The organism is Streptomyces yongxingensis (assembly GCF_055597465.1).
The window spans coordinates 7,285,876-7,311,525 of record NZ_CM145717.1 but is presented as its reverse complement, the minus strand read 5'-3'; the positions used below and the strand labels follow the sequence as shown (position 1 = coordinate 7,311,525).

Below are 25,650 nucleotides of genomic sequence, written 5' to 3'. Positions count from 1 at the left end.
CCCAACCCGCCCACACGGGAAAAGCCGATCAGGCCGGAACGATGTTCACCAGCTTCGGCGCGCGCACGATGACCTTACGGATGCCCGCGCCGTTCAGCGCCGCCACGACCGCCGGGTCGCCCAGCGCCAGCGCCTCCAAGTCCTCGTCCGAGACCGAGGGCGCGACCTCCAGCCGGGCCTTGACCTTGCCCTTGACCTGCACCACACAGGTGACGGTCTCGTCCACGACGTACTCCGGATCGGCGACCGGGAAGGACTCGTGGACGACCGACCCGGAGTGGCCCAGCCTGCGCCACAGCTCCTCGGCGACATGCGGGGCCAGCGGCGAGATCAGCAGCACCAGCCCCTCGGCCACCGAGCGGGGCACCTCGCGCACCTTGGTGACGTGGTTGTTCAGCTCGGTGATCTTGGCGATGGCGGTGTTGAAGCGCAGGCCCTCCATGTCCTGCCGGACGCCGTCGATCGCCTTGTGCAGGGCGCGCAGCGTCGCCTCGTCGGGCTCGGTGTCGACGACGGTGACCTCTCCGGTGCTCTCGTCGACGACATTGCGCCACAGCCGCTGCAGCAGCCGGTACTGGCCGACCACGGCGCGGGTGTCCCAGGGCCGCGAGACGTCCAGCGGGCCCATGGCCATCTCGTACAGCCGCAGCGTGTCGGCCCCGTACTCGGCGCAGATCTCGTCCGGCGTGACGGCGTTCTTCAGGGACTTGCCCATCTTGCCCAGCAGCCGGGTGACCTTCTCACCGTCGTACCAGTAGGCGCCGTCCCGCTCCTCGACCTCGGCGGCCGGGACGGCGATACCGCGGCTGTCCCGGTAGACATACGCCTGGATCATGCCCTGGTTGTACAGCTTGTGGAACGGCTCGACCGAGGAGACGTGCCCCAGGTCGAACAGCACCTTGGACCAGAACCGGGCGTACAGCAGATGCAGCACCGCATGCTCGGCGCCGCCGACGTACAGGTCGACACCGCCGTGCGGCTGCCCCTCGCGCGGCCCCATCCAGTAGCGCTCGGCCTCGGGGTCGACCAGCCGCTCGCTGTTGTGCGGGTCCAGGTAGCGCAGCTCGTACCAGCAGGAGCCGGCCCAGTTGGGCATGGTGTTGGTCTCGCGGCGGAACGGCCGCGGCCCGCGCCCGTCGCCCAGGTCCAGCACCACGTTGACCCACTCCTCGTTCCGGGACAGCGGGGTCTCCGGGGAGGTGTCGGAGTCGTCCGGGTCGAAGGTGCGCGGCGAGTAGTCCTCGACCTCGGGCAGCTCCAGGGGCAGCATCGACTCGGGCAGGGCGTGGGCCACGCCCTCCTCGTCGTAGACGATCGGGAAGGGCTCGCCCCAGTAGCGCTGCCGGCTGAACAGCCAGTCGCGCAGCCGGTAGTTGACGGTGCCCTCGCCGATGGAGCGGGACTCCAGCCACTCGGTGATGCGCGCCTTGGCCTCGACGACGCCCAGCCCGTCCAGCGATACGGACTCCCCCGTCGAGTTGACGATCTTCGCGTCGTACGAGACGAAGGCGTCGTCCCAGGTGGACGGGTCGGTGCCGCGATCGTCCGAGGGCTCGACGACACAGCGCACGGGCAGCTCGAAGGCGCGGGCGAAGGCGAAGTCACGGCTGTCGTGGGCCGGGACGGCCATGATCGCGCCGGTGCCGTAGCCCATCAGGACGTAGTCGGCGATGAAGACCGGCACCCGCTCACCGCTGACCGGGTTGACGGCGTACGCGCCGGTGAAGACGCCGGTCTTCTCCTTGACCTCGGCCTGCCGCTCGACGTCGGACTTGGCCGCGGCCTGCTTGCGGTAGGCGTCGACGGCCTGGGCCGGGGTGGCGTGGCCGCCGGTCCAGACGTCGTGGGTGCCCTCGGGCCAGGCGGCCGGGACGATCTCGTCCACCAGGCCGTGCTCGGGCGCCAGGACCATGTACGTGGCGCCGAACAGGGTGTCCTGGCGGGTGGTGAAGATCGTGATCTTGGCGTCGGGGTGCTCGGCCACCGGGAAGTCGACGCGGGCGCCCTCGCTGCGGCCGATCCAGTTGCGCTGCTGCAGCTTGATGGCCTCGGGCCAGTCCAGCTCGTCCAGGTCGTCCAGCAGCCGGTCGGCGTAGGCGGTGATGCGCATGTTCCACTGGCGCAGCTTGGCCTTGAAGACCGGGAAGTTGCCGCGCTCGGAGCGGCCGTCCGCGGTGACCTCCTCGTTGGCCAGCACGGTGCCCAGGCCGGGGCACCAGTTGACGGGCGCGTCCGAGGCGTAGGCCAGGCGGTAGCCGCCCAGGATGTCGGCGCGCTCGGACTCGGTCAGCTCGGCCCAGGGGCGGCCGTCGGGGGTGGTGCGCTCACCGGAGGCGAACTGCTGGACCAGGGTGTCGATGGGGCGCGCCGTCCTCGCCTCCGGGTCGTACCAGGAGTTGAAGATCTGCAGGAAGATCCACTGGGTCCACTTGTAGTAGTCCGGGTCGATCGTCGCGAACGAGCGGCGCTTGTCGTGGCCCAGGCCCAGCCGGCGCAGCTGGCGCCGCATGTTCTCGATGTTGGCCTCGGTGCTGACCCGCGGGTGGGTGCCGGTCTGCACCGCGTACTGCTCGGCGGGCAGGCCGAAGGCGTCGAAGCCCAGGGTGTGCAGGACGTTGTGGCCCGTCATGCGGTGGTAGCGGGCGAACACATCGGTGGCGATGTAGCCCAGCGGATGGCCCACGTGCAGTCCCGCGCCCGACGGGTACGGGAACATGTCCATGACGAATTTCTTGGGCCGGGCGACGGCCTCGGCGTCGCCGGCCAGGTCGCCGCCCGGGTTGGGCGCCTCATACGTGCCGTGCGCGTCCCAGAAGTCCTGCCAGCGGGCTTCGATGTCGGCGGCCAGGGCGGCCGTGTAGCGGTGCGGCGCGGCCACCTCGGCCGCGGCGTTGGTCTCGCTCATGGTCCTCAAAGCTCCATCGGTCGTCTCTGCCTGCGGCAACGCAGCGGATCCCTGCTTCCGAAACAAAAAGACCCCTCGCACAGGAGGGGACGCCGCGCTGATGCCGACCGGAGCTGTACTCGGTCGGTACTGATCAGCGCGGCCCGCTAAGCAGAAGGCGTACGGCACGCATGGAGCCAGGTTACCGCAGGGCGCGGACGGGCCGCACGGAGGTGATGACCCTCGTCACACGACACGAAAGGCGAGCCGCCCTTACGGACGACCCGCCTCCTTGATGTGGAGCTAAGGAGAATTGAACTCCTGACCTCCTGCATGCCATGCAGGCGCTCTACCAACTGAGCTATAGCCCCAGGTCTCGCTCCGCCCGGTTTCCCCGGCGGCGACGCCTACATTACACGGATGCCCCGGCCTTCCGCCAAATCGATGAGCCGGAGGCCGGAGCAGATCCCCGTTACGCCGTCGCGAACGAGTAGAAACGCTTCAGCGTGCAGTGCTCGTCGAGGAGCCGACCGTAGATCGGCTCCCCTTCGAGCTCACGGTAGGTCTCGATGGGATCGCCCCTGATGATCAGCGCCCGCGCGCACTCCGCACACCAGTACTGGTAGTCGGAGTTGAGCGGCTCCATGTCGCGGACGATCGGTGTGCCGGTGCCGCACCAGTCGCACTTCCGGCTGTGGGCTCCCATCTCACTCAGCTCCAGCTATGGCCGCAGGCCGTACACACGTAGGAAACACCGCCGTTGTCACCGAGGACCTGTGCCACGTGTCCGGAGCCGCAGGACGGGCACACGATGCCCGCTCGTGCCCTGCGGGACGGGTCCTCGATCGCGTCGAGGATGCTGGTCCGCATCCCACCTGCCCTCCCCATCGGACGTGTCGGCCCCATCCCCCTCCGGCCGTCCGATTCTGCCACGGGACGACGCGCAGGTCAGCGGAGATGCCCCACTCGTCTCACCAGACTCATCAGTACTCCGCACAGCGCGGCCCCGGCCAAGGCGACGCAGGTCACCCACAGGGCGTCCGCGGAGGCACCCGCACTGGGCACCGTATCGTCCGCCGCGCCCGGGAACACCGCCCCGAAGACCGCGACCCCGGTGAGCAGGCCGAGTTGAGCCGCCGTCACCAGCACCCCGCTGGCGTCCGCCGAGACGGCCGCCAGCAGGAATCCGCCCGGGACGGTGGCGGCGTGCCAGCGGCCGGGCAGCCGCTGCCAGTTGAGGCCCACGACGCCGAACGCGACCGCCGTGGGGACGAACGTCAGCCCCGCTCCTGCCCGAGCACCAGCGGCACGGTCACCTTCTCGGTCGTGAGCGGCTGAGCCTTGGTTCACCCAGGTGGCATGGCGGCGCAAGGCGCTCTCCGTACTGCGGGAGGAAAGAGCCGCGGCCGAGACACGGGCCGGAAGCGGCGCGGAAAGCAGCGATCCCGCCTCCCTCTGAGGGAGACGGGATCCTGGTCCTGTGGAGCTAAGGAGAATTGAACTCCTGACCTCCTGCATGCCATGCAGGCGCTCTACCAACTGAGCTATAGCCCCGCTCTTCTCCGCGCCGGAGCGCTTCGAACGAGAAGGAGCATAGCCGGTGACCTGCCGGGAAAGGAAATCCGCTCAGTCGTCGTCGCCGAGCACCGGCTCGGGCAGCGATCCGGCGTTGTGCTCCAGGAGCCGCCAGCCCCGCGCGCCCTCGCCCAGAACGGACCAGCAGCAGTTGGACAGGCCGCCCAGCGCCTCCCAGGTCCGGGGCTCCAGACCGAGCAGCCGGCCGATGGTGGTGCGGATCGTGCCGCCGTGGCTGACCACCACGAGCGTGCCGCCGTCCGGCAGCTTGTCGGCGCTCTCGAGCACCACCGGCGCCGCCCGGTCGGCGACCTCGGTCTCCAGCTCACCGCCGCCGCGCCGGATCGGCTCCCCGCGCTTCCACGCCGCGTACTCCTCGCCGAAGCGCTCGATGATCTCCTCGTGGGTCAGCCCCTGCCACTTACCCGCGTAGGTCTCCCTCAGGCCCGCGTCATGCGCGACCGACAGACCCGTGACGGCGGACAGCTCGGAGGCCGTGGCCGCCGCACGCTTCAGATCGGAGGCGACGATCGCGTCCGGCTTCAGGGCGGCCAGCAGCCGGGCCGCGCGGTGCGCCTGCGCGACACCGGTGTCGGTCAGCTCGATGTCCAGGGAGCCCTGGAAACGGCGCTCTATGTTCCAGGCCGTCTGGCCGTGGCGCCACAGGACGATGCGGCGGCCACGGACGCCTTGGGTGCCGTTCAGCTCAGCTCACCGCCCGCGCCGCCGTCCGGGCCCTGCGCCTGCGCGTACTCCTGCGCCTTGCCGCGGGTGGCCTCGGCGTCGGCCGGGAGCTCCAGCTGCGGGCAGTCCTTCCAGAGCCGCTCCAGGGCGTAGAACACCCGCTCCTCGCTGTGCTGGACGTGCACCACGATGTCCACGTAGTCCAGCAGCACCCAGCGGGCCTCGCGGTCGCCCTCGCGACGCACCGGCTTGGCGTCCAGTTCCTTGTTCAGCCGCTCCTCGATCTCGTCGACGATCGACTTGACCTGGCGGTCGTTGGGCGCCGAGGCCAGCAGGAAGGCGTCGGTGATGGAGAGCACATCGCTGACGTCGTACGCGATGATGTCGTGCGCGAGCTTGTCGGCGGCCGCCTGGGCGGCGGCGTTGATGAGCTCGAGGGAGCGGTCCGTGGCGGTCACAGGCAAGGCTTTCGGTCGGTGGTACCTCGAAGGTCTGGCTGCCCCCAGGGTCTCACGCCCCACCGTCACGCCGGGCGGCCGAGGAACGACCGCCCGGAGTGCCCGGGGAGAACGCCGGGAGTACCCCGGGGGAACGCCCGGGGTGCCATGGAGTGGCCTGGGGTGCCCCAGCGCCCCCGCGGCCCGGACTACGCCTCAGCCCGTGGCGTCGTAGTCCGGGCCGAGGAGGACCGTGATGTCCGCGTTGGCCGCGCCCTTGCCCTTCCGCACCGCCGTCTCCGGCAGCCCGAGCGTCTTGGCGACCTCCTTGGCCTGGCCCGCCTGGGCGGCGTCCGCGTAGGTCACCCGCGAGGCCGACTGCGCATCGCCCCCCTCGGTGGCCGTGACGACCGTAAAGCCGCCGTTGACCAGCGCCACCCGCGCGGCGCTCGACGCGTCCTTGGGGCCTCCTGCGTTGGTCACGCTGACCCGGGGCGCGGTGTTCTTGTCGGAGTTCTTGACCGTGCCGCCCAGGATGTCCTTGACCACGTGGTCGGTCGCCTGGCTGCTGAGCGTCCCGTCCGGCTGGACCGGCAGCATCGCGGTGTCGTACGCGCCGCTCTTGGCCTGCCCGGCCAGCTTCGCCAGCGACGCGCCCAGCTGCTGCTCGGACAGCGACGGGTCGGGGATCTGGGCCAGCGACTCCACGGTGCTGGTGGCGCCCTTCGCATCGCTGGAGAGCTTCTTCAGGGCCGCGTGCATGACCTGCCCGAACCGCGCGAGCTGCTTGGACTGTGCCTCGCCGGGCGCGCGGTAGGTGGCGTACGCCACGGCCGCCTGGCCGCTCACGATCTGGTCCTTGCCCCGCTTGACCAGGGGGTCCTCGCCCTTCTGGGGGCTGGGGACGGTCGCGTCGGTGTCGAGGCTGATCCCGCCGATCAGCTCGACCAGGTTCTCCAGATACGGCGTGTCCAGCCGCCAGGTGCCCTGGATCTTCGACCCCAGCAGGGTGCTCAGGGAGTCCCGGGTGGAGTCGGAGCCCTCGTCGGTCACGGACTTGCCGAGCGTGGTCGAGGCGCCGTCCTCGGTGGAGACGGCCAGCGAGTTCGGCAGCAGGACGGTGGTGCCCTTCTTGGTGGTCTCGTTGTCCACCAGCAGGGCCGTGGAGGTGCGGCCGCCCTTGGTCTCGCGCAGATGGACGACGATCACATCGCGCTTCTGCGGACCGCCCGCGGCCGCCTGGTCCTGAGCGTCGTCGGAGAGCCCCGGGAGCTTGCCCGCGTACCAGAGGTAGCCGACCCCGCCCGCCGCGGCGAGGACCAGGACCACGACGAGCGCGACGAGCCGGTTGCGGCCCTTACGGCGGCGTTCGTCACGGCGCTCGGAACGGGTCTCGGCGAACTTCAGCCAGTCGATGACGTCGTCGGATTCCTCGTCCTGCTCCTCGACGAAGGAGAACTGCTCGGTGTGGTACTCCTGCTGATCGGCACCCCCGGGACGCTTCCGCTCAGCGGACCGGGGCCCGGCGGAACGGGCCTCCTCGGCCGGAGGCGCCTCGGACCCGGGGCGCAGCTGCTCCGGGCTCAGCTCCTCGTAGGGGTTGGACTCGGGGCGGGGCTCCTCGCGCTGCGGGGGGACGGTCGGGGCGGCGGCCGCCTGCGGGTAGCCGTAGTCGTAACCCTGCGGTGACTGTTGTTGGTACTGCTGCTGGTGTTGCTGCTGTTGCTGTTGCTGAGCGTACGGGTCGTAGCTCTGCGTCTGGGTGTGCTGCTGCTGGTACTGGTGGTGCTGCGGCTGGCCGTAGGGGTCGTAGCCGTACCCGTCGTGTTGCTGCTGTTGCTCCCCGTACTGCGCCTGCTGCTGCGCGTACGGGTCGTAACTCTGCTGCTCTTCCGCCTGCGGCTGGTAAACCGGACGCCCATAGGCGTCATAGCCGTAGATCTGCGGCTCCTGGCCATACGGGTCCTGTGCGTACGGGTCGTACGGATCCTGCCGGTCGTTCACCGGTACCCCTTCAGCAGTCGTGCCGGTACAGCTCGCGCTTGTCGATGTAGCGCACCACGCCGTCCGGCACCAGGTACCAGACGGGGTCGCCATGAGCGACCCGCGCCCGGCAGTCCGATGACGAGATCGCCAGAGCCGGAACCTCCACCAGCGACACCCCGCCCTCCGGCAGCCCCGGGTCGGCCAGTATGTGCCCGGGTCTGGTCACCCCGATGAAGTGGGCCAGCGAGAAGAGCTCTTCGGCGTCGCGCCAGGTGAGGATCTGGGCGAGTGCGTCGGCCCCGGTGATGAAGAACAGATCGGCGTCACCGTTGAGCGCCCGCAGTTCCCGGAGCGTGTCGGTGGTGTAGGTGGGCCCGCCGCGGTCGATGTCGATACGGCTGACCGAGAACTGCGGATTCGAGGCGGTCGCGATGACCGTCATCAGATAGCGGTCCTCAGCCGGGGAGACCTTCTTGTGACTCTTCTGCCAGGGCTGCCCGGTCGGCACGAACACCACCTCGTCGAGGTGGAACTGCGAGGCCACCTCGCTCGCCGCGACCAGGTGGCCGTGGTGGATCGGGTCGAACGTCCCGCCCATCACACCCAGTCGCCGCTTGCCGGACCCTTTCTGCTCTTCCATGCGTGCAGACCCTACTGGGCCCGGCCCGGAGCCGGGGCCCATAGGGGCAATCGCCCAGGTCAGCGGTCCCGGTTGAAGCGCGTGGTGATCCACAGCAGCAGGAAGAGGATCACCAGGGCCGCACCGCCGGTCATGAAGGGGCTGATGCTCGGGTGGGTGTCGGTGTGCTCACCGCCCTCGGACGCGAGCGTGGTCAGGGCGGCATGTGCGGTGCTGAAAGGGGTCATCGCGGCAGTACCTATCCGGGTCTAGGCGTCACAACACGTCGGCCACATCGTATGCGAGGCGGTTTTCGGTCCCGATGTCCGTCCTGCTGATGGCAGCCCCACTCGTATCAGTCCTGCTCGTATCCGCTCAGTCCTGCTTGTAACCGCGGAGCAGGAACCAGGCGAGCAGGGCGGCGCCCACCACGCCGACCACGATGACGATGCGCAGCAGCGCTCCCGGGCCGTCGTTGCTGTGGGAGGTGGCGGCGAGGGCTTCGGTGAGGCCAGTCATTTCGGGCATGTCTCCACGCTAACCCCCAGGCGCTCAGGGCCTAGGCTGGGGGCCGCCGGACGAGGGCCCTGACCGGGCGCCCCGCCGAGCGGGCAATCAACGAGGGGGCGACATGAGCGACATCCACGAGACCGGTGGTGGAAACGGGACGGGAGACGCCCGGGAGCATGTGCCCGGCCGGGAGCGGCGGCGGTTCCCCGGGATCTCCTCACGGGCGTACGAACATCCGGCGGACCGCTCCGCGCTGGTCGCGCTGCGCAAGCTGACCGGCTTCGACACCGTCTTCAAGGCGATGAGCGGTCTGCTGCCCGAGCGGAGCCTGCGGCTGCTCTACCTGTCCGATTCGGTGCGGGTCAGCGAGCGGCAGTTCGCCCATCTCCACGACATGCTGCGGGACGCCTGCTACATCCTGGACCTGGAGCGGGTCCCGGCCATGTACGTCACCCAGAACCCGCAGCCGACCGCGATGTGCATCGGCATGGACGCGCCGATCATCGTGATCTCCACCGGTCTGGTCGAGCTGCTCGACGAGGAGGAGATGCGGGCGGTCGTCGGCCACGAGGTGGGCCATGCACTGTCGGGGCACTCGGTCTACCGGACGATACTGCTCTTCCTCACCAACCTCGCCATGAAGGTCGCCTGGATTCCGCTCGGCAATGTGGCGGTGCTGGCGCTGGTCACGGCGCTGCGGGAGTGGTTTCGCAAGTCGGAGCTGTCGGCGGACCGGGCCGGGCTGCTGGTCGGGCAGGATCTGCGGGCCTCGATGCGCGGGCTGATGAAGCTCGCGGGCGGCCATCACCTCCACGAGATGAACGTGGACGCCTTCCTGGAGCAGGCGGAGGAGTACGAGTCGAGCGGGGATCTGCGGGACTCCGTCCTCAAGATCATGAACATGCTGCCGCGCAGCCATCCGTTCACCACCGTGCGCGCCGCCGAGCTCAAGAAGTGGGCCGCGACCCGCGACTACCAGCGGCTCATGGACGGCCACTACCCGCGCCGCGACGAGGACGGGGACACCTCGGTCAGCGACTCGTTCCGGGAGTCCGCGAGCCACTACGCGGAGTCGATCCGCAGCAGCAAGGACCCGCTGTTCGCCTTCGTCAGGGACGTGGCGGGCGGCGCCGGGGACCTGGGCAGCAAGCTGCGCGACCGGTTCACGGGTGGCGCGGGCAGGCACGGTGAGACCGCCGAGGAGGGCACACCGCCCCGGGAGGAGCCTCAGGAGGAGCCCCGGGAGGAGCCCCGGGAGGAGCCCCGGGAGGAGCCCCGGGGCGGGGCTCAGGACGCGGCTGAGGACCAGCGGCCCGGAGACGGGCCGGAGGAGCGGCCGGGGAACGACGAGCCCGGGGACACCCCACCGCGGCGCTGAGACGGCCACTGAGGGCCTCCCTGCAGACCCTCAGAGGCTCTGGTTGCCCCCGGATGCCCCGGCAGGCCCTCTGGAGGCCCCAGGCCCCTGGCGCCCCTCAGGACTGCCCGTTGACCGCGGGCTGGGTCCCGGGGGCCATGACGCCGCACAGCGAGACCGTGGGCCGGCCCGTGGTGTACGGGTCGGTGCCCGTCGGGGCGTCGCCCTTGGCGCTCTGACCGGCGAGCATCGGCCGCAGATAGCCGGAGGCGTTCGCGGCGCATGCCTGCGGGCCCGCCAGCACGGTGCTCTGCACCAGCTCCAGGTGGTGGTCCCGCAGATCGTCCCGGTCGAAGCGGAACCGCGTCTCACGGCGCACGGTGAACAGCGAGGCGTGGTCCGGTCCGCGCTCATGGGCCGGCTGGAGCGCGTAGACGAAGACGTGGTCGGCGGCGACCTCCAGGGTCGCGGCGCTGCGCTCGATGACCGTAAGGGTGCCGCGGACCCGCACCGGGGTGTCGGCCAGGGTCACCTCGGCCGGGTTGAAGCGGTTCAGCCAGCCGGTGGCCGCATGCCGTCCGTCGTCGACCGGGTGTCGGAAGCTCTGGTCGAACTGGACCTGCTGGGCGGGATCCAGCAGCAGCCTTACGGCCTGCACCGGGCCGCCGGTGAGCACACCCGGGTCGATGGCGGACTTGACCAGGTAGTCCTTGGCGGTGGTGAGCGCCGTCATCACCTGGCTCTCGGAGAAGCTCTGGGTGCGGCGGGCGCCGGGCACGGTGACCCCTTCGGCGCCGGTGCGGAACTCGGCGGCCGGGCTGGTGCGGAACAGCCGGTCCGGCGGCCCTCCGGGCACCTCACCGCGCGGCGCCAGCGGCACCACGCTGCTGTGCAGGGGCTCCACGGTCTGCGGCTGCGGCGTCTGGTACGGGTGGCGCACCCCCATGTAGACGGCCGCGGCGAAGGCGATGGCGATCAGCAGGACGAGCGCGACGGCCTGGCGGGACGCCCCGGCCCTGGCCCAGGCGTGCCGGCTGCGCACCGCCCGCGCGTGCTCGCCCATGCGCTCGTCGGCGGAGAACTCCTGGAGCCGGGCAGCACGGACGAAGGACTCGTCGAATACGACGGAGCGGTACTCGTCCTCACCACCTCCCGGGACGCCCTCGGGTGTCCCCTCGGGAGGGTCTCCACGCCCGGCCATATCTCAAGAGTAGGTCGCCAGGGGCGACGGTAAACGCGGTGGTGCTCCACAACTTGGGAGGCGAGTACGGAGGAAACGCCCCATAGGCCGCGACGTGCTAGCGATGTGCGAGGACGTCACCGCGACGGCGGTACGGCGGAGGCGGTCGAGCCCTTGGCCCCGGTCGGTTCCGGGGCCGACTCCGACCCCGAGGGCTCCAAGCGCGGCTGTCCCGAGGGCGAGCCGTCGACACCGCTGGTGGCGGGCGGCGGGGCGGGGTCCTGGCGGTTGCCCGAGGCGCCCCGGTAGACCGCCGTGAAGGCCAGGGCGACCACGCCGATGCCCATCAGGACGGCCAGCAGCCAGGCCACCGGGCGGTGCCAGCGGGCATGGCCGCGGTAAGGGCGCCCCGCGCTGCCGTAACGCCCATAAGGGCCGTAGTCGTCGTCCCCGTCCCGCCCGGGGCCGGAGCGCCCGTCGGGGTCGTCCGCGCCGTAGAAGTCGGCCTCCGCGCCGTACCCGTCCTCGAAGAGCTCGTCCTCGGGAGGGACACCGGCCCTGCGGCGCCGGGACGCCTCGGCCTCGGCGCGGGCCTCCGCGGCGGCCAGCATCCGCTCGATGGCGGTGGGCTCATGGATCGGGGCCGACCGTACGAAGTCCTCGTCGAAGACCACGGCGGCGAACTCGTCGTTCGTCTCGCCGTGGCTGCGGTCGTCGGGCTCGTCGCCGTCCGGGAACGGCTTGCCCCCCACGTCGTCCGGCACCCATTCAGAGTAGACCGGACGGGTCAATTTGGGCAGGGTGAAATGGTATTCGGGGGAAGATCCACCCCAGCGGTGCCGGGAATCGGGTATCCCCCGAACGGGTGAGTCAGCGGGTGTGGCCGTCGCCGGTGACGATGTACTTCGTCGAGGTCAGCTCGGGCAGCGCCATGGGACCCCGGGCGTGCAGCTTCTGGGTGGAGATGCCGATCTCGGCGCCGAAACCGAACTGCCCGCCGTCGGTGAACCGCGTGGAGGCGTTCACGGCGACCGTGGTGGAGTCCACGAGCTGGGTGAAGCGGCGGGCGGCCTGCTGGGACGTCGTGACGATGGCCTCGGTGTGCCCGGAGGACCACAGGCGGATGTGGCTCACCGCGGCCTCCAGGGAGTCCACGACGCCCGCCGCGATGTCGTACGAGAGGTACTCGGTCTCCCAGTCCTCGACCACCGCCGGGACCACCGTGGCCTTGGAGCCCTCCGCGAGCGCCATCACCCGCTCGTCCGCGTGGACCGTGACCCCGGCCTCGGCCAGCGCGTCCAGGGCGCGGGGCAGGAACCGGGCGGCGATGTCCTGGTGCACCAGCAGCGTCTCCGCGGCGTTGCACACGCTCGGCCGCTGGGCCTTGGAGTTCACCAGGATGTCGACCGCCATGTCGAGGTCGGCCTCGGCGTCCACGTACACATGGCAGTTGCCGGTGCCGGTCTCGATGACCGGGACCGTGGACTCCTCGACGACCGTACGGATGAGGGACGCGCCGCCGCGCGGGATCAGCACGTCCACCAGGCCGCGGGCGCGCATCAGCTCGCGCACCGGCTCCCGGCCCTCGCCCGGCACCAGTTGCACCGCGTCCGCGGGCAGCCCCGACCCGCCGACGGCGTCGCGCAGGACCTTCACCAGCGCGGCGTTGGAGTGGGACGCCGACGAGGAGCCACGCAGCAGCACCGCGTTGCCCGACTTCAGGCAGAGTGCCGCGGCGTCCACCGTCACATTCGGCCGGGCCTCGTAGATGATCCCGACGACGCCGAGCGGAACGCGCACCTGGCGCAGGTCGATGCCGTTGGGCAGCGTGGACCCGCGCACCACCTCGCCGACCGGGTCGGGCAGCGCGATCACGTCGCGGACGTCGGAGGCGATGGCCCGCACCCGCTCGGGGGTGAGCGTCAGCCGGTCCACGATGGCGTCGCTGGTGCCGGCCTCGCGGGCCCGCTCCACATCGGCCGCGTTGGCCTCCACGATCTCCTTGGTGCGCACCTCCAGCGCGTCGGCCATCGCGAGCAGCGCGTCGTCCTTGACGGCGCGCGGCAGTGGCGCGAGATCGGCGGCCGCGACCTGGGCCCGGTAGGCGGCCTGGAGGACCGGGGACTTCGGCCAGGGGTCGGTGAGCGGCGACGTGGGTGCGCTGGTCATGCTGGCAGCGTACTGAGCCGGGAGCGGAGATCCACGCACTATTCCGCAGTTCGAGATGGCGTTCTCACATCTCGGTGCCGCACATCCGTCCTCAGAACGGGTGCACGCCCACCGGGGAGGCGGGTGGCGGCCCGTACCCCTCCGCGACCCGCTGGTGATACGTGTCACGGTCGATGACCTCGAGCCCCACGATCTCCCAGGGCGGCAGCTTGGCCGAGGCCCGGTGCTCGCCCCACAGCCGCAGCGCGACCGCCGCGGCGTCGTGCAGATCGCGGGCCTCTTCCCAGTAGCGGATCTCGGCGTGATCGTTGGCATAGCGGCTGGTCAGCAGGAACGGATGGTCATGGGCCAGCTGCTCGAGCGCCCTGCGGACCTCCGGCAGCGGCGCCTCGCGCCCCGAGACGCTGAGGGTGATGTGCCACAGCCGGGACGCCTCGCCACGCCCGGCATCGTGCGCCACGGCGTCGCCGGACCCGGCGCCGCCCGCTCCGACACTGGTCAGGGTGCGCTCCGCCGCCCCTCTGGGCGACGCCCCCGGGCGCCCTCGTCTCACCGACGGCCTCCTGTAACTCGCTGCTCCGCTCACGCGCGGGCGGAGCATCTCGTGACGGTGCCATGGCCACGGCCTTCCGCTCGGAATCCGCCGCGTCTCCCACAGCCGGCGCGCTGCCCCGCGCGACCCCGTTGAACAAAGTTGACCAGCCCACGCCCGCCCGCGGGGCGCTTTTGAGGTTTTTCGGAGGGGGGTTATTTTCTGGCGGCTCGGTTCTCCCCGGCTACCGCTGGGAGGTGCCCCCGCCGGGGCGCCCGTGCCGCCGGAGCGGCTCAGTCCAGGACGACGAGGTCGTCGCGGTGGACCACCTCGCGTTCATAGGCCGGGCCGAGCTCGCGGGCCAGGTCCCTGGTCGAGCGGCCGATCAGCTGCGGGATCTCCTTGGCGTCGAAGTTGACCAGGCCACGGGCCACGGGGCGGCCCCCGGTGTCCCTCAGCTCGACCGGGTCACCGGCGGCGAATTCGCCCTCCACGGCCGCGATCCCGGCGGGCAGCAGCGAGGTGCGGCGCTCCACGACGGCCCGTACCGCGCCGTCGTCCAGGGTGAGGGCGCCACGTGGCGCGGAGGCGTGGGCGAGCCAGAGCAGCCGGTTCGCCGAGCGGCGGCCGGTGCGGTGGAAGAACGTGCCCGTATGGCGGCCGAGCAGGGCGTCCCCGGCCCGGCTGGCGGAGGTGAGCACCACCGGGACCCCGGCCGCGGTGGCGATCCGGGCCGCCTCGACCTTGGTGACCATGCCACCGGTGCCCACCCCGGAGCGGCCCGCGCTGCCGATGGAGACGCCGTCCAGGTCGCGGGGGCCCCGGACCTCGTCGATCCGGGAGGTGCCGGGGGTCCTGGGGTCCCCGTCGTACAGGCCGTCCACATCGGAGAGCAGCACCAGCAGATCCGCCCGGACAAGATGGGCGACCAGGGCCGCGAGCCGGTCGTTGTCGCCGAACCGGATCTCGTCCGTGGCCACCGTGTCGTTCTCGTTGACGATCGGCAGCGCGCCCATGGCCAGCAGCTGGTCCAGAGTGCGGGTGGCGTTGCGGTAGTGGGCGCGGCGGCTGGTGTCGTCCGTGGTGAGCAGCACCTGCCCGACCCGGCGCCCGTAGCGCGCGAAGGAGGCCGTGTAGCGGGCCACCAGGAGCCCCTGCCCGACGCTCGCGGCCGCCTGCTGGCGGGCGAGGTCGCGGGGGCGCCGGTCCAGGCCCAGCGGCGCCAGCCCGGCGGCGATGGCCCCGGAGGAGACCAGGACTATCTCCTTGCCGTTCGCGCCACCCTTACCGTCGCCGTCCCTGCCGCCTTCGCCCTTACCGTCGCCGTCGAGCACCTTGGCGAGTACGTCGACCAGCGCGTCCACGCGGTCCGCGTCCAGGCCCCCCGCCGCGGTGGTGAGGGAGGACGAGCCGACCTTGACCACGATCCTGCGGGCGGCGGCCACCTCGTCCCGTACCGCCGACCCGTCCTGCTCCGCCACGCCGCTCCCTCGCTCGTCCCCGGCTCACCACACGCCCCGAAGAAACGCATGCCCTGCACACTCATCATGACAAGGGGGCAATCTACGACAGACGAGCCCCGCCCGCCTCGGCATTTCAGCCTCCGGACACCGCCCGCGCACACCGCCTCACCCACCGCCATGAGCTCCCGCGGCCACCCTCCGGGGCCCCTTTGACACCGATTGCGACCGGTTGGCACCGGCGCGGATTGTCACCGGGCGGGGCGTCGGCATACGGTCAGGGGTCCCCCCATCAGTCCGTCGCCCTCCTGCCAGGAGCCCACCCCGTGCCCTCTGCCGGAATCGCCCCACGCCGGGTCGTACAGCTGACGGCGCTGCTCGCGATGCTCGTGTTCTTCGCAACACAGCTCGTCGGCGCCGTGCTTCCGAACGTACCGCTTTTCATCGCCGCCTCGGCGTGCGGTCTCGCGCTCGATCTCTTCCTGCAGCACAAGCAGCCCGGCCTGCTGTCGCTGCTGGGGAAGATCCGCCTCGACGTCACGGTGCGCCAGCTGTTCCGCGACATGCTCATCATGGTCGGGCTGCTGCGCATCGAGGGCATCAATCCCCTGCACGAGCAGGCGCCCCTGACCGCGGGGCTGCTGCTCTTCTACCTGGTGCACTTCGCCTGCCAGGCGGCGGCCATACTGGTCCGCCGGAGCCGCCAGCTGCCGTTCGTCACGCGCAACATCGACGCGTCCGCGCTGCGCCTGAGCGACGCCCCGCCGCGGCTGTTCGCCCGCCAGCACGGACGCCGTCTGCTGCGGCTGGCCGCGCCGGTCACCGCCGGTCTGCTGGTCACCGCCGCCACCAAGGACGCCGTCTGGGGCGGCGTCGGCCTGACGATCGCGCTGCTGATCGGCGTCGGCGGCACGGCCCACCTCGCCACCTGGCTGCTGCCGCGCAAGCGGGTGGCGAACGAGGCCACCGCCCTGCGCTGGCTGGACCAGTGGCTGGCCGACTACCAGCCGACCGTGGGCATGTACTTCTCCGGCGGCAACTCCTCGGCGTACCAGGCGAACATGTGGCTCTCCACGCTCGCCGCGCTCGACGGCAAGCCGATCATCGTGCTCCGTGAGCGGTTCATGGTGCAGAAGGTGGAGGCGACGGACGTGCCGATCGTCTGCCTCCCCAAGGTCGCGCATCTGATGCGTCTCGAGCACTCGACGCTCAAGGTGCTGCTGCACCCGGCGAACTCCGGCAAGACCTCGCAGGTGCTGCGCATCCCCTCGATCAAGCACGCGTTCATCAACCACGGCGAGAGCGACAAGCTCTCCAGTTGCAACCCGTACGCCAAGGCGTACGACGAGGTGTGGGTCGCGGGCCCGGCGGCGCGCGAGCGCTACCAGCTCGCCGACATCGGCGTCGAGGACAAGGACGTCGTGGAGGTCGGCCGGCCGCAGCTGGCCCCCATCCGCCCCTACGCGGGCGTGCCCACCGGTGAGTTGACGACGGTGCTGTACGCGCCGACGTGGGAGGGCTGGGACGGGAACCCCGGCAACACCTCGGTGATCCTGGCCGGTGAGAACATCGTCCGCGAGCTGCTCGCCGACCCCGAGGTGCGCCTGCTGTACAAGCCGCACCCGATGACCGGCTCCGTGGACCCGCGCGCGGGCCGTGCCAACGACCGCATCAAGGCGATGATCGCCGAGGCGAACACCAAGCGCACCGGCGACCGCCCCGGCCCGGAGGCCGCCGCCGAGCTGGCCCGGTGCGCCGATGAGCTCAACCGGCTCACCAGCGCCTCCTTCCGCCCCAGCGCGGACGAGACCGAGCGCATGAAGCTCCAGGGCGCCCCGGACGGCGACCGCGCGGCGGCCGTCGCCGCGGCCACGGCCGCCTGGGAGAGCGCCTACTGGGCCTCGCTGCCGGCCTGGGAGCACCAGATCATCACCGGCCCGCGTCCGGCGATCTTCACCTGCTTCAACCAGGCCGACGTGCTGATCAGCGATGTCTCCAGCGTGGTCTCGGACTACCTGACGAGCGAGAAGCCGTACGCGGTGGCGAACACCAGCGGGATGACGGAGGAGGAGTTCCGGGCGGGCTTCCCGACGGTGCGCGCCGCCACGATCCTCACGCCGGAAGCCACGGGCGTGGCCGGGCTGCTGGAAGCGGTCCGCGACCCCGGGAAGGACACCCTCGCGGGCGCCCGCGCCGAGCTGAAGGTGCATCTGCTCGGCCCGTCCGACCCACCGTCGCTGGTGCGCTTCAACCAGGCCACGCAGGACCTGTGCCGCAAGGCCGACGAGCGCCGGGCCCGGATGGCCACCCGGCTCACCGACGAGATCCCCTCGCAGCGCGAGGCCCGGGACGCGGCGGAGGAGATGGAGCTGGAGTCCGGCTCGCCGGAGCCGGAGGAGACCGCGACGGTCTGACCTCCGACGGTCCGAGCCGACGGCAGGCGACGACGGCATGACGAAGGGCCCGGGAGATCCCTCCCGGGCCCTTCGTCATGCCACCCGCCGGACGGCGCCGACAAGCCCGCCAGAGCCCGCGCAGGGGCGCCGGAGCGGGCCGGGGCGCTCAGGGGTGCGCTCAGCACCCAGGGGCGCCCGCTACGGCCGCGCGGCCCTCAGAACGGCTTGAACGTGTCGAACTCCTGGTCCGCCTCGTCGCGCTCGGCACCCCGGTCGCGCCGCCGCTGCGCGGCCGGGCGCGGGGTGTCGAAGCGGTGGTCCTCGCCACGGCGGCCCAGCATCTCCGCGCCGGTCGCGAGGCTCGGCTCCCAGTCGAAGACGACGGCGTCGTCCTCGGGGCCGATGACGACCTCGTCGCCCGAGTGGGCGCCCGCCTTCATCAGCTCCTCCTCGACACCGAGGCGCGCCAGGCGGTCGGCGAGGTAGCCCACGGCCTCGTCGTTGGCGAAGTCGGTCTGACGGACCCAGCGTTCGGGCTTCTCGCCCAGCACGCGGTAGAAGCCCTCCTCGGCGACGACCGTGAAGCCCGCGTCGTCCACGGCCTTCGGCCGGATGACGATCCGGGTCGCCTCCTCCTTCGGCTTCGCCTCCCGCGCCTCCGCGACGATCTTCGCCAGGGCGAAGGACAGCTCCTTGAGGCCGAGATGGGCGACCGCCGAGACCTCGAAGACCTGGTAGCCGCGGGCCTCCAGATCGGGGCGGATGATGTCGGCGAGGTCCTTGCCGTCGGGGATGTCGACCTTGTTGAGCACGACGACCCGCGGCCGGTCGTCCAGACCGCCGTACTGGGCCAGCTCCGCCTCGATGACATCGAGGTCGGTCAGCGGATCGCGCTCGGACTCCAGCGCCGCGGTGTCCAGCACGTGCACCAGCACCGAGCAGCGCTCGACATGGCGCAGGAACTCCAGGCCGAGGCCCTTGCCCTGGCTGGCGCCGGGGATCAGGCCGGGGACGTCGGCGATGGTGTAGACGGTCGAACCGGCCGTGACCACACCGAGGTTGGGCACCAGCGTGGTGAACGGATAGTCGGCGATCTTCGGCTTGGCCGCCGAAAGCACCGAGATCAGCGAGGACTTGCCGGCGCTCGGGTAGCCGACGAGGGCCACGTCCGCGACGGTCTTGAGCTCCAGGATGACGTCCCCGGAGTGACCCGGCTCGCCCAGCAGCGCGAAGCCGGGGGCCTTGCGGCGGGCCGAGGCGAGCGCGGCGTTGCCGAGGCCGCCACGGCCGCCCTGGGCGGCGATGTAGGTGGTGCCCTGCCCGATCAGATCGGCCAGGACGTTGCCCCGCTTGTCGAGGACGACGGTGCCGTCCGGGACCGGCAGGACCAGGTCGGTGCCGTCCTTGCCGGAGCGGTTGCCGCCCTCGCCGGGCTTGCCGTTGGTGGCCTTGCGGTGGGGGCTGTGGTGGTAGTCGAGCAGGGTGGTGACGGACTGGTCCACGACCAGGATCACATCGCCGCCCCGGCCGCCGTTGCCACCGTCCGGCCCTCCGAGCGGCTTGAACTTCTCGCGGTGCACGGAGGCGCAGCCGTGGCCTCCGTTACCCGCGGCGACATGCAGTTCGACGCGGTCCACGAAGGTGGTCATGACGGGTGCCTCCAGTTACATACGGGTTCGGGGGTGTTCTGATGTGCCTCACGCTCGTAACGCGCCGAGGGCGGACCCGCTTCCCGTCACGGGAAGAGCGGTCCGCCCTCGGAAGAGGCTGTGCGATATCGCCCGGGCTGATTACTCAGCGACCGGAACGATGTTCACGACCTTGCGGCCACGGCTGGTGCCGAACTGCACCGCACCGGCGGCCAGCGCGAACAGCGTGTCATCGCCGCCGCGGCCGACACCCGTGCCCGGGTGGAAGTGCGTGCCGCGCTGGCGGACCAGGATCTCACCCGCGTTGACGACCTGGCCGCCGAAGCGCTTGACGCCGAGCCGCTGGGCGTTGGAGTCGCGACCGTTCCGAGTGGACGATGCGCCCTTCTTGTGTGCCATCTCTCCTCAGTCCCTTACTTCGCAGCCGAGTCGATGCCGGTGATCTTCAGCGCGGTGTGCAGCTGGCGGTGGCCGATCCGCTTCCGGTAACCGGTCTTGTTCTTGTACTTCAGGATGTCGATCTTGCCACCCTTGTGGTGGTCGACGACCTCGGCGTGAACCTTCACACCGGCCAGGACCCACGGGTCGCTGGTGACGGCATCGCCGTCGACAACGAGCAGAGTGGAAAGCTCGACGGTGTCGCCGACCTTGTTGCTGGCCAGACGGTCGACCTCGATGACATCGCCCACGGCCACCTTCTGCTGGCGGCCGCCGGTGCGCACGATTGCGTACACGCGGTTCTCACTCTCTCGCTAGAAAACGGACCTCTGATGCCAGCCGCCCAACACGACCCACGAGGGTCGTGACAACCGAGTGATCATGCGATTCACCATCGGCCGAACGGCCTCTTCCGGCGAAGCGGAAGGGATGTGCTCAGGGGTTTGGCGTACAGACGCCGAGGGTCAAGGCTACCAGAGCCCGAAGGGCACACTGTCACGTGACAGTGTGCCCTCCCGGTCGGCCGGGCGGCCGTGTCAGTCGTCGGCGGCGGCCGAGACCGACTGCGGAGTCTGCTGCTCCGCCGCCGCGGTCTTCTTCGCCGCCGTCTTCTTGGCGGTCGTCTTCTTGGCGGGAGCCTTCTTGGCCGTGGTCTTCTTGGCGGCCGTCTTCTTCGCCGCCGTCTTCTTCTCGGCGGTCTTCTTGGCCGCCGTCTTCTTGGCGGGAGCCTTCTTGGCCGCCTTACGGGCGGTCTTCTTCGCCGGCGCCGCGGCCTCGGCCTCGCCCTCGGCGGACGCGCTCTCGGGCGCCGCCTCCGGCTCGGGCTCCGGCTTCGACTCCGGCTCCGGCTCTGCGGAAGACCCGCTCACGACCACCACGGCCGCCTCCTCGGAGCCCGTCGGCGAGCCCGCGGGGGCGCTCACCTTACGGGTCGCACGGCGACGCGTACGCGGCGCGGGAACGCCCTCGAGCGGGGCCGGCTCCTCGGCGGGGGCGGCGGGGGCCTCGGCGGCCGCCTCCGGCTCCGCCGGGGCCGCCTCCCTCGGCTCGTCGGCCACCACGACCACCACGCCCTCGGGCTCCTTGGCGGCCTTCGGGGCGCCCGCCGGGGCGGACACCTTACGGGTGGCACGGCGGCGCGTACGCCCACGGGTCGCGGCGGCCTCGGCCTCCGCGGCGCTGCTGTACAGCTCCTCGTCGGCCGCGAAGACCGGCTCGGGCAGCGGCTTGGGCTGGGTGGCCTCCGCCGCGATCTCGGCCGCCGCCTCGGTGACGTCCTCGGACTCCGCCTCGGCTTCAGCCTCCGCCTCGGCCGCGGCCGCGGCGGCCCGCTCCTGCTGCTGAGCGGCACCGGCAGCGGACTTCTTCTTCTTGCGCTTGCCGCCACCGCCGCCGGCGGACGACGCCTGGTCCATGTGGACGATCACGCCGCGGCCGTTGCAGTGCACACAGGACTCGGAGAAGGACTCCAGCAGCCCCTGGCCGACCCGCTTACGGGTCATCTGGACCAGGCCGAGCGAGGTGACCTCCGCCACCTGGTGCTTCGTACGGTCCCGGCCCAGGCACTCCAGCAGCCGCCGCAGCACCAGATCGCGGTTGGACTCCAGCACCATGTCGATGAAGTCGATCACGATGATGCCGCCGAGGTCGCGCAGCCGCAGCTGGCGCACGATCTCCTCGGCCGCCTCCAGGTTGTTCCTGGTGACCGTCTCCTCGAGGTTGCCGCCCTGGCCGGTGAACTTGCCGGTGTTGACGTCGATGACGACCATCGCCTCGGTCCGGTCGATCACCAGCGAACCGCCGCTGGGCAGCCAGACCTTGCGGTCCAGCGCCTTCATCAGCTGCTCGTCGATCCGGTAGGTGGCGAAGACGTCGACGTCCGAGGTCCACTTCTGGAGCCGGTCCGCGAGGTCGGGCGCCACGTGCGAGACATAGCCGTGGATGGTCTCCCAGGCGTCGTCACCGCTGACGATGACCTTGGAGAAGTCCTCGTTGAAGATGTCGCGGACGACCCGGACGGTCATGTCGGGCTCGCCGTAGAGCAGCGACGGGGCGGCACCGCTCTTCGCCTTCTTCTTGATCTCCTCCCACTGCGCCTGCAGCCGGGCGACGTCGCGGGACAGCTCATCCTCGCTCGCGCCCTCGGCGGCGGTGCGGACGATCACGCCCGCGTCCTCGGGGACGATCTTCTTGAGGATCTGCTTCAGCCGGGCCCGCTCGGTGTCGGGCAGCTTGCGGCTGATGCCCGTCATGGAGCCCTCGGGCACGTACACCAGGTAGCGGCCGGGCAGGGAGACCTGGCTGGTCAGCCGGGCGCCCTTGTGGCCGATCGGGTCCTTGGTGACCTGCACCAGCACGGACTGGCCGGACTTCAGGGCGGTCTCGATGCGACGCGGCCCGCCTGTGAGCCCCAGCGCCTCGAAGTTCACCTCGCCCGCGTACAGCACGGCGTTGCGGCCCTTGCCGATGTCGACGAAGGCGGCCTCCATGGACGGCAGCACGTTCTGGACCTTGCCCAGGTAGACGTTGCCGACGTAGCTGGTGGCCTGCTCCTTGTTGACGAAGTGCTCGACGAGGACGTTGTCCTCCAGCACGCCGATCTGGGTGCGATCGCCGTTCTGCCGGACGACCATGACCCGCTCGACCGCCTCGCGGCGGGCCAGGAACTCGGCCTCGGTGATGATCGGCACGCGGCGGCGGCCCTGCTCGCGGCCCTCGCGACGGCGCTGCTTCTTGGCCTCCAGACGCGTCGATCCCTTGATCGACTGCACCTCGTCGGCGCCGGACTCGGCTTCCTTGGCGCGCCGCTCCCGGGGCTCGCGGACCTTGACGACCGTGCGCTCCGGGTCGTCACCGGTCGCCTCGGGCTCGACGGCGTCGCCGCTGCGACGGCGGCGACGACGGCGACGACGGCTGCTGCTGCTGGAGCCACCGGGCTCACCGGCGTCGGCGTCCGACTCGTCCCGGCCCTCGCCCTGCTCTTCGGCGCCCTCGCCCTCGGCGGCCGGCTCGTCCTCGTACCGCTCACCGGTCTCGGAACGCCCCTCGGCGCCCTCGCCCTCGGCGGTCTCGCCCCGGCGGCGACGCCGTCCGCCGCGGCGGCGGCGACGGGCCGGACGGTCGCCCGACTCCTCGTCGCCGGACTCGCCCTCGGGCTGACCGGCCTCGGCCTCGGTCTCGGTCTCCTCGGCGGCCTCGGGCTCCTCGGCCTCCGGCTGCTCCTCGGCGGGCGGGGCGCCACGGCGGCGGCGCCGACGGCGGCCGGCGGGCGCCTCCGCCTCGGGCTCGACGACCTCGGCCGTCGGCTGCTCCTCGTCCTCCTCCTCGGGCTCCTCCAGCGCGGCGGCGGCCTCGGCGGCCGCGCTCTCCGGCGTCTGGAAGACCGGCTCGGTGAAGACCGGCGGCTGGAACACGGCCGTCGGGGGGCGGACCGCCCGGCGCCGCGAACGGGGCGCGGGCTCCGGCTCGGAAGCGGCCTCGGCGACCGGGGCCTCGGCCTCGGCGGTCTGCGGCTCCTGAGCGCCGCTCGGCTCCGCGGCGGGGGCGGTACTCCGGGCGGCACGGCGGCGGGTGCGGGCGCGCGGCGCCTCGTCCTCGGCCCGCGTACCGGCGCTCTCGCCGCGCTCCTCGGCGGCGGGCTCCTCGGCGGCCTCCTCGGCCTCCGCGGGCGCTCCGGCGGGGGCGGCGGCCTTACGGGTCGCACGGCGACGGGTACGGGCGGGGGCCGGGGGCACGGTCTCGGCCTCGGCCTCCACAGCCGCCGCGGACTCCTCGGCCTCTTCGGTCTCCTCCGCCGCCTCCGGCTCGTTCGGCGGCACGGCCTCCGACTCCGCGGGGGCACCGGCCGGAGCGGTCGCCTTACGGGCCGCACGGCGGCGCGTACGGGTACGCGGGGCCTCGTCGGCCGGGGCATCGGCTGCGACTGCGGCTGGGGCCGTGACCTCGTCACCACCGCCACCAGCGGCCGCCGCAGACGACGCGTCCGCGTCGGCGGCCTCCGCCTGCGGCGCGCCCGCAGGGGCGGTGGCCTTACGGGTCGCACGACGGCGCGTACGGGCGGGGGCCGGGGGCACGGTCTCGGCCTCGGCCTCCACAGCCGCCGCGGACTCCTCGGCCTCTTCGGTCTCCTCCGCCGCCTCCGGCTCGTTCGGCGGCACGGCCTCCGACTCCGCGGGGGCACCGGCCGGAGCGGTCGCCTTACGGGTGGCACGACGGCGCGTACGGACGGGCGGAGCGGCCTCGGCGGCGGCCTCCACCACGGGCTCCGCCACCGGCTCGGCGGCGGCGTCGGTCTCCTCGCCGCCGCGCCCGGCGTCGGCCGGGACCACGGTCTCCGCGGCCTCCGGCGAGCCCGCCGGGGCCGTCGCCTTGCGGGCGACCCGGCGCCGCGGACGGGCGGGCGGAGCGGCGGATTCGGTGTCGGACCCGGATACGGATCCACTCGCGGTGGCCATGGCGGCACCGGCCGCGACGGGCTCGGAAGCAGCCTCGGAGGCGGCGGCACCGGTCCGCTCAGCGGCTATGGCCGGTACCGAGGGCGCGGTGACCTCGGCCTCGCCCACCGCGCCGGGCGGCGGACCGGCCGGGCGGGAGGCCGCGCGGCGGCGGCGCGGCGGCAGCGTGTCGCTGGGCGTGTTCTCGATGGATTCCCCGGGCACCGCCGCACGCGGCGCGGATGACCCGAGGGGCTGGACAGGTTGGGTCGGCTCAATAGGTTCGAGCATGCGGGCGTTTCTCCCGTCACGCTCCCGGGCGCCGCGCCTGCTTCCGGCCGGCCGCCCGCGCACTGTGCGCGGGTGCCGCCGTCCGGGGCGCGGGCGCCGCACGGGAGCTGTCGTCTCGCTCGCCGGGACCGGATCTGCCGGGACCGGCGAAAGTCTTCTGGTCAGTGCGCCAGCCGGACCCGGGTGGCTCCCAAGTGCATCGGCGGCGCATCGACGGCGGCCCTACGCGGGACCTTCCGGCGCCATCGCGGCGGTCAGCTTGGCGGCCGTGGATGGAGCGGCCTGAGCTGCCTCGCGATCGGGCGCGAGCGGGTCGGTCACCGTGCCGGACTCCTCATCGAGCAGCCCCTGCGCCAGCCTGGTCACCGCTGCGGGGACCGGCGGCGCCAGGTCGGCCGTAGCGCGGAGACCGGACAGGACGTCGTCGGGTCGCACGGCAGGTGTCAGATGCCGTACCACCAGCCGCAGTATCGCACAGCCACCGTCGCCGGGCCTATCGGCCCGAGCCGGAAGCGTCTCCAGCCGGGCCACCGCGGCACGGGCGTCGAAGGTTCGCAACCCGTTTTTCGTTCGGCGTTCCACCTCGACCGTGTCGGCCTCCAGGAAGGCAGCGGCGGCACGCTCGGCGTCCGCCGGGGCGACCTGGTCGAGCCGGATCTCCCATACGGACGCCTGAAGGCGGTCGGCGAGCCCCGAGGTGCGGGCCTCCACGGACTCGATCACATCGAGACCCGCGGGCAGCGACTCGTCGAGGACCGCCCGCAGCTTCTCGGGGTCGCGCGCCTCGGTCAGCTGGATCTCCAGGTACTCCGCCTCGCTGCCGGTGCCGGTGGGTGCGGCATTGGCGTAGGACACCTTCGGATGCGGGGTGAAGCCCGCCGAGTACGCCATCGGCACCTCGGCGCGGCGCAACGCCCGCTCGAAGGCGCGCTGGAAGTCGCGGTGGCTGGTGAACCGGAGGCGGCCGCGCTTGGTGTAACGCAAACGGATGCGCTGCACCGCGGGTGCGGGCGGCGGGCCTTCGGGCTGTCGCTTGCCCAGGGGACTGTC

General features: G+C 71.9%; 21 protein-coding genes and 2 tRNA genes. 2 read left to right on the top strand and 21 right to left on the bottom strand.

Features of this window, described 5'->3' with window-relative positions; translation table 11 throughout:
* Nucleotides 1–28: 28 nt before the first annotated feature.
* From leuS to ACZ6TD_RS30985, 11 genes are all read right to left on the bottom strand, one after another.
* Nucleotides 29–2,905: a leucine--tRNA ligase gene (gene leuS / locus ACZ6TD_RS31035; RefSeq protein ID WP_471343416.1), complete on the bottom strand. Its 2,877-nt coding sequence runs from the start codon at nucleotides 2,903–2,905 to the stop codon at nucleotides 29–31.
* Nucleotides 2,906–3,182: 277 nt separating this feature from the next.
* Nucleotides 3,183–3,255 (bottom strand) — tRNA-Ala (locus ACZ6TD_RS31030).
* Between the two features lie 101 nt (nucleotides 3,256–3,356).
* Nucleotides 3,357–3,590, bottom strand: coding sequence for a hypothetical protein (locus ACZ6TD_RS31025; protein ID WP_030835565.1), 234 nt, complete (start codon nucleotides 3,588–3,590; stop codon nucleotides 3,357–3,359).
* A gap of 242 nt (nucleotides 3,591–3,832) precedes the next feature.
* Entirely contained in the window at nucleotides 3,833–4,234 is a 402-nt protein-coding gene (locus ACZ6TD_RS31020; RefSeq protein WP_471343414.1) for a hypothetical protein, read from the bottom strand.
* A gap of 131 nt (nucleotides 4,235–4,365) precedes the next feature.
* A tRNA-Ala gene (locus ACZ6TD_RS31015) sits at nucleotides 4,366–4,438 on the bottom strand.
* Nucleotides 4,439–4,510: 72 nt separating this feature from the next.
* Nucleotides 4,511–5,164, bottom strand: a complete 654-nt coding sequence (locus tag ACZ6TD_RS31010) for a histidine phosphatase family protein (RefSeq protein ID WP_471358202.1) — start codon at nucleotides 5,162–5,164, stop codon at nucleotides 4,511–4,513.
* Entirely contained in the window at nucleotides 5,161–5,601 is a 441-nt protein-coding gene (rsfS, locus tag ACZ6TD_RS31005; protein ID WP_471343413.1) for a ribosome silencing factor, read from the bottom strand. The genes ACZ6TD_RS31010 and rsfS overlap by 4 nt, the downstream gene beginning before the upstream one ends.
* Nucleotides 5,602–5,796: 195 nt before the next feature.
* Nucleotides 5,797–7,584, bottom strand: a complete 1,788-nt coding sequence (locus tag ACZ6TD_RS31000) for an LCP family protein (protein ID WP_471343411.1) — start codon at nucleotides 7,582–7,584, stop codon at nucleotides 5,797–5,799.
* Between the two features lie 10 nt (nucleotides 7,585–7,594).
* A complete protein-coding gene (gene nadD, locus ACZ6TD_RS30995) occupies nucleotides 7,595–8,206 on the bottom strand; it encodes a nicotinate-nucleotide adenylyltransferase (RefSeq protein ID WP_060944022.1) in 612 nt (203 codons plus the stop codon).
* 59 nt (nucleotides 8,207–8,265) lie between these two features.
* Nucleotides 8,266–8,433: a hypothetical protein gene (locus ACZ6TD_RS30990; RefSeq protein WP_471343410.1), complete on the bottom strand. Its 168-nt coding sequence runs from the start codon at nucleotides 8,431–8,433 to the stop codon at nucleotides 8,266–8,268.
* Between the two features lie 127 nt (nucleotides 8,434–8,560).
* A complete protein-coding gene (locus tag ACZ6TD_RS30985; RefSeq protein ID WP_044575378.1) occupies nucleotides 8,561–8,713 on the bottom strand; it encodes a hypothetical protein in 153 nt (50 codons plus the stop codon).
* A gap of 103 nt (nucleotides 8,714–8,816) precedes the next feature.
* Between ACZ6TD_RS30985 and ACZ6TD_RS30980 the strand changes: the two genes are divergently transcribed.
* Nucleotides 8,817–10,073 (top strand): M48 family metallopeptidase, encoded by a 1,257-nt coding sequence (locus tag ACZ6TD_RS30980; RefSeq protein WP_471343409.1) that lies wholly within the window; start codon nucleotides 8,817–8,819, stop codon nucleotides 10,071–10,073.
* Nucleotides 10,074–10,170: 97 nt separating this feature from the next.
* Here the strand turns inward: ACZ6TD_RS30980 and ACZ6TD_RS30975 are convergent, their stop codons facing one another.
* The 5 genes from ACZ6TD_RS30975 to proB form a co-directional block, all read right to left on the bottom strand.
* The gene (locus tag ACZ6TD_RS30975) at nucleotides 10,171–11,253 is read right to left on the bottom strand and encodes an SCO2583 family membrane protein (RefSeq protein WP_471343407.1); all 1,083 of its coding nucleotides are present in this window, start codon (nucleotides 11,251–11,253) and stop codon (nucleotides 10,171–10,173) included.
* Between the two features lie 116 nt (nucleotides 11,254–11,369).
* Entirely contained in the window at nucleotides 11,370–11,996 is a 627-nt protein-coding gene (locus tag ACZ6TD_RS30970) for an SCO2584 family spore wall biosynthesis protein (protein ID WP_471343406.1), read from the bottom strand.
* 106 nt (nucleotides 11,997–12,102) lie between these two features.
* Nucleotides 12,103–13,401 carry a glutamate-5-semialdehyde dehydrogenase gene (locus ACZ6TD_RS30965; protein WP_471343405.1) on the bottom strand — a complete coding sequence of 433 codons (1,299 nt, stop codon included), beginning with the start codon at nucleotides 13,399–13,401 and terminating at the stop codon, nucleotides 12,103–12,105.
* Nucleotides 13,402–13,492: 91 nt separating this feature from the next.
* On the bottom strand, nucleotides 13,493–13,954 hold the full coding sequence (locus ACZ6TD_RS30960) for a hypothetical protein (protein WP_471343404.1): 462 nt from the start codon (nucleotides 13,952–13,954) through the stop codon (nucleotides 13,493–13,495).
* Nucleotides 13,955–14,226: 272 nt separating this feature from the next.
* The gene (proB, locus tag ACZ6TD_RS30955) at nucleotides 14,227–15,378 is read right to left on the bottom strand and encodes a glutamate 5-kinase (RefSeq protein WP_471358198.1); all 1,152 of its coding nucleotides are present in this window, start codon (nucleotides 15,376–15,378) and stop codon (nucleotides 14,227–14,229) included.
* 341 nt (nucleotides 15,379–15,719) lie between these two features.
* On the opposite strand from proB, the gene ACZ6TD_RS30950 reads away from it, so the two are divergent.
* Complete coding sequence (locus tag ACZ6TD_RS30950; RefSeq protein ID WP_471343403.1) at nucleotides 15,720–17,807, top strand: hypothetical protein; 2,088 nt, start codon at nucleotides 15,720–15,722, stop codon at nucleotides 17,805–17,807.
* 197 nt (nucleotides 17,808–18,004) lie between these two features.
* Here the strand turns inward: ACZ6TD_RS30950 and obgE are convergent, their stop codons facing one another.
* The 5 genes from obgE to ACZ6TD_RS30925 all read right to left on the bottom strand — a co-directional run bounded on the left by obgE (nucleotide 18,005) and on the right by ACZ6TD_RS30925 (nucleotide 25,599).
* Nucleotides 18,005–19,438, bottom strand: coding sequence for a GTPase ObgE (obgE, locus tag ACZ6TD_RS30945; RefSeq protein ID WP_471343401.1), 1,434 nt, complete (start codon nucleotides 19,436–19,438; stop codon nucleotides 18,005–18,007).
* A gap of 141 nt (nucleotides 19,439–19,579) precedes the next feature.
* Nucleotides 19,580–19,837 (bottom strand): 50S ribosomal protein L27, encoded by a 258-nt coding sequence (rpmA, locus tag ACZ6TD_RS30940; RefSeq protein ID WP_020871349.1) that lies wholly within the window; start codon nucleotides 19,835–19,837, stop codon nucleotides 19,580–19,582.
* 14 nt (nucleotides 19,838–19,851) lie between these two features.
* Entirely contained in the window at nucleotides 19,852–20,172 is a 321-nt protein-coding gene (gene rplU / locus ACZ6TD_RS30935; protein ID WP_037945965.1) for a 50S ribosomal protein L21, read from the bottom strand.
* Between the two features lie 240 nt (nucleotides 20,173–20,412).
* Nucleotides 20,413–24,600 (bottom strand): Rne/Rng family ribonuclease, encoded by a 4,188-nt coding sequence (locus tag ACZ6TD_RS30930; RefSeq protein WP_471343399.1) that lies wholly within the window; start codon nucleotides 24,598–24,600, stop codon nucleotides 20,413–20,415.
* A 222-nt stretch (nucleotides 24,601–24,822) separates the two neighbouring features.
* Nucleotides 24,823–25,599, bottom strand: coding sequence for a TIGR03936 family radical SAM-associated protein (locus tag ACZ6TD_RS30925; RefSeq protein WP_471358195.1), 777 nt, complete (start codon nucleotides 25,597–25,599; stop codon nucleotides 24,823–24,825).
* Between the last annotated feature and the right edge of the window lie 51 nt (nucleotides 25,600–25,650).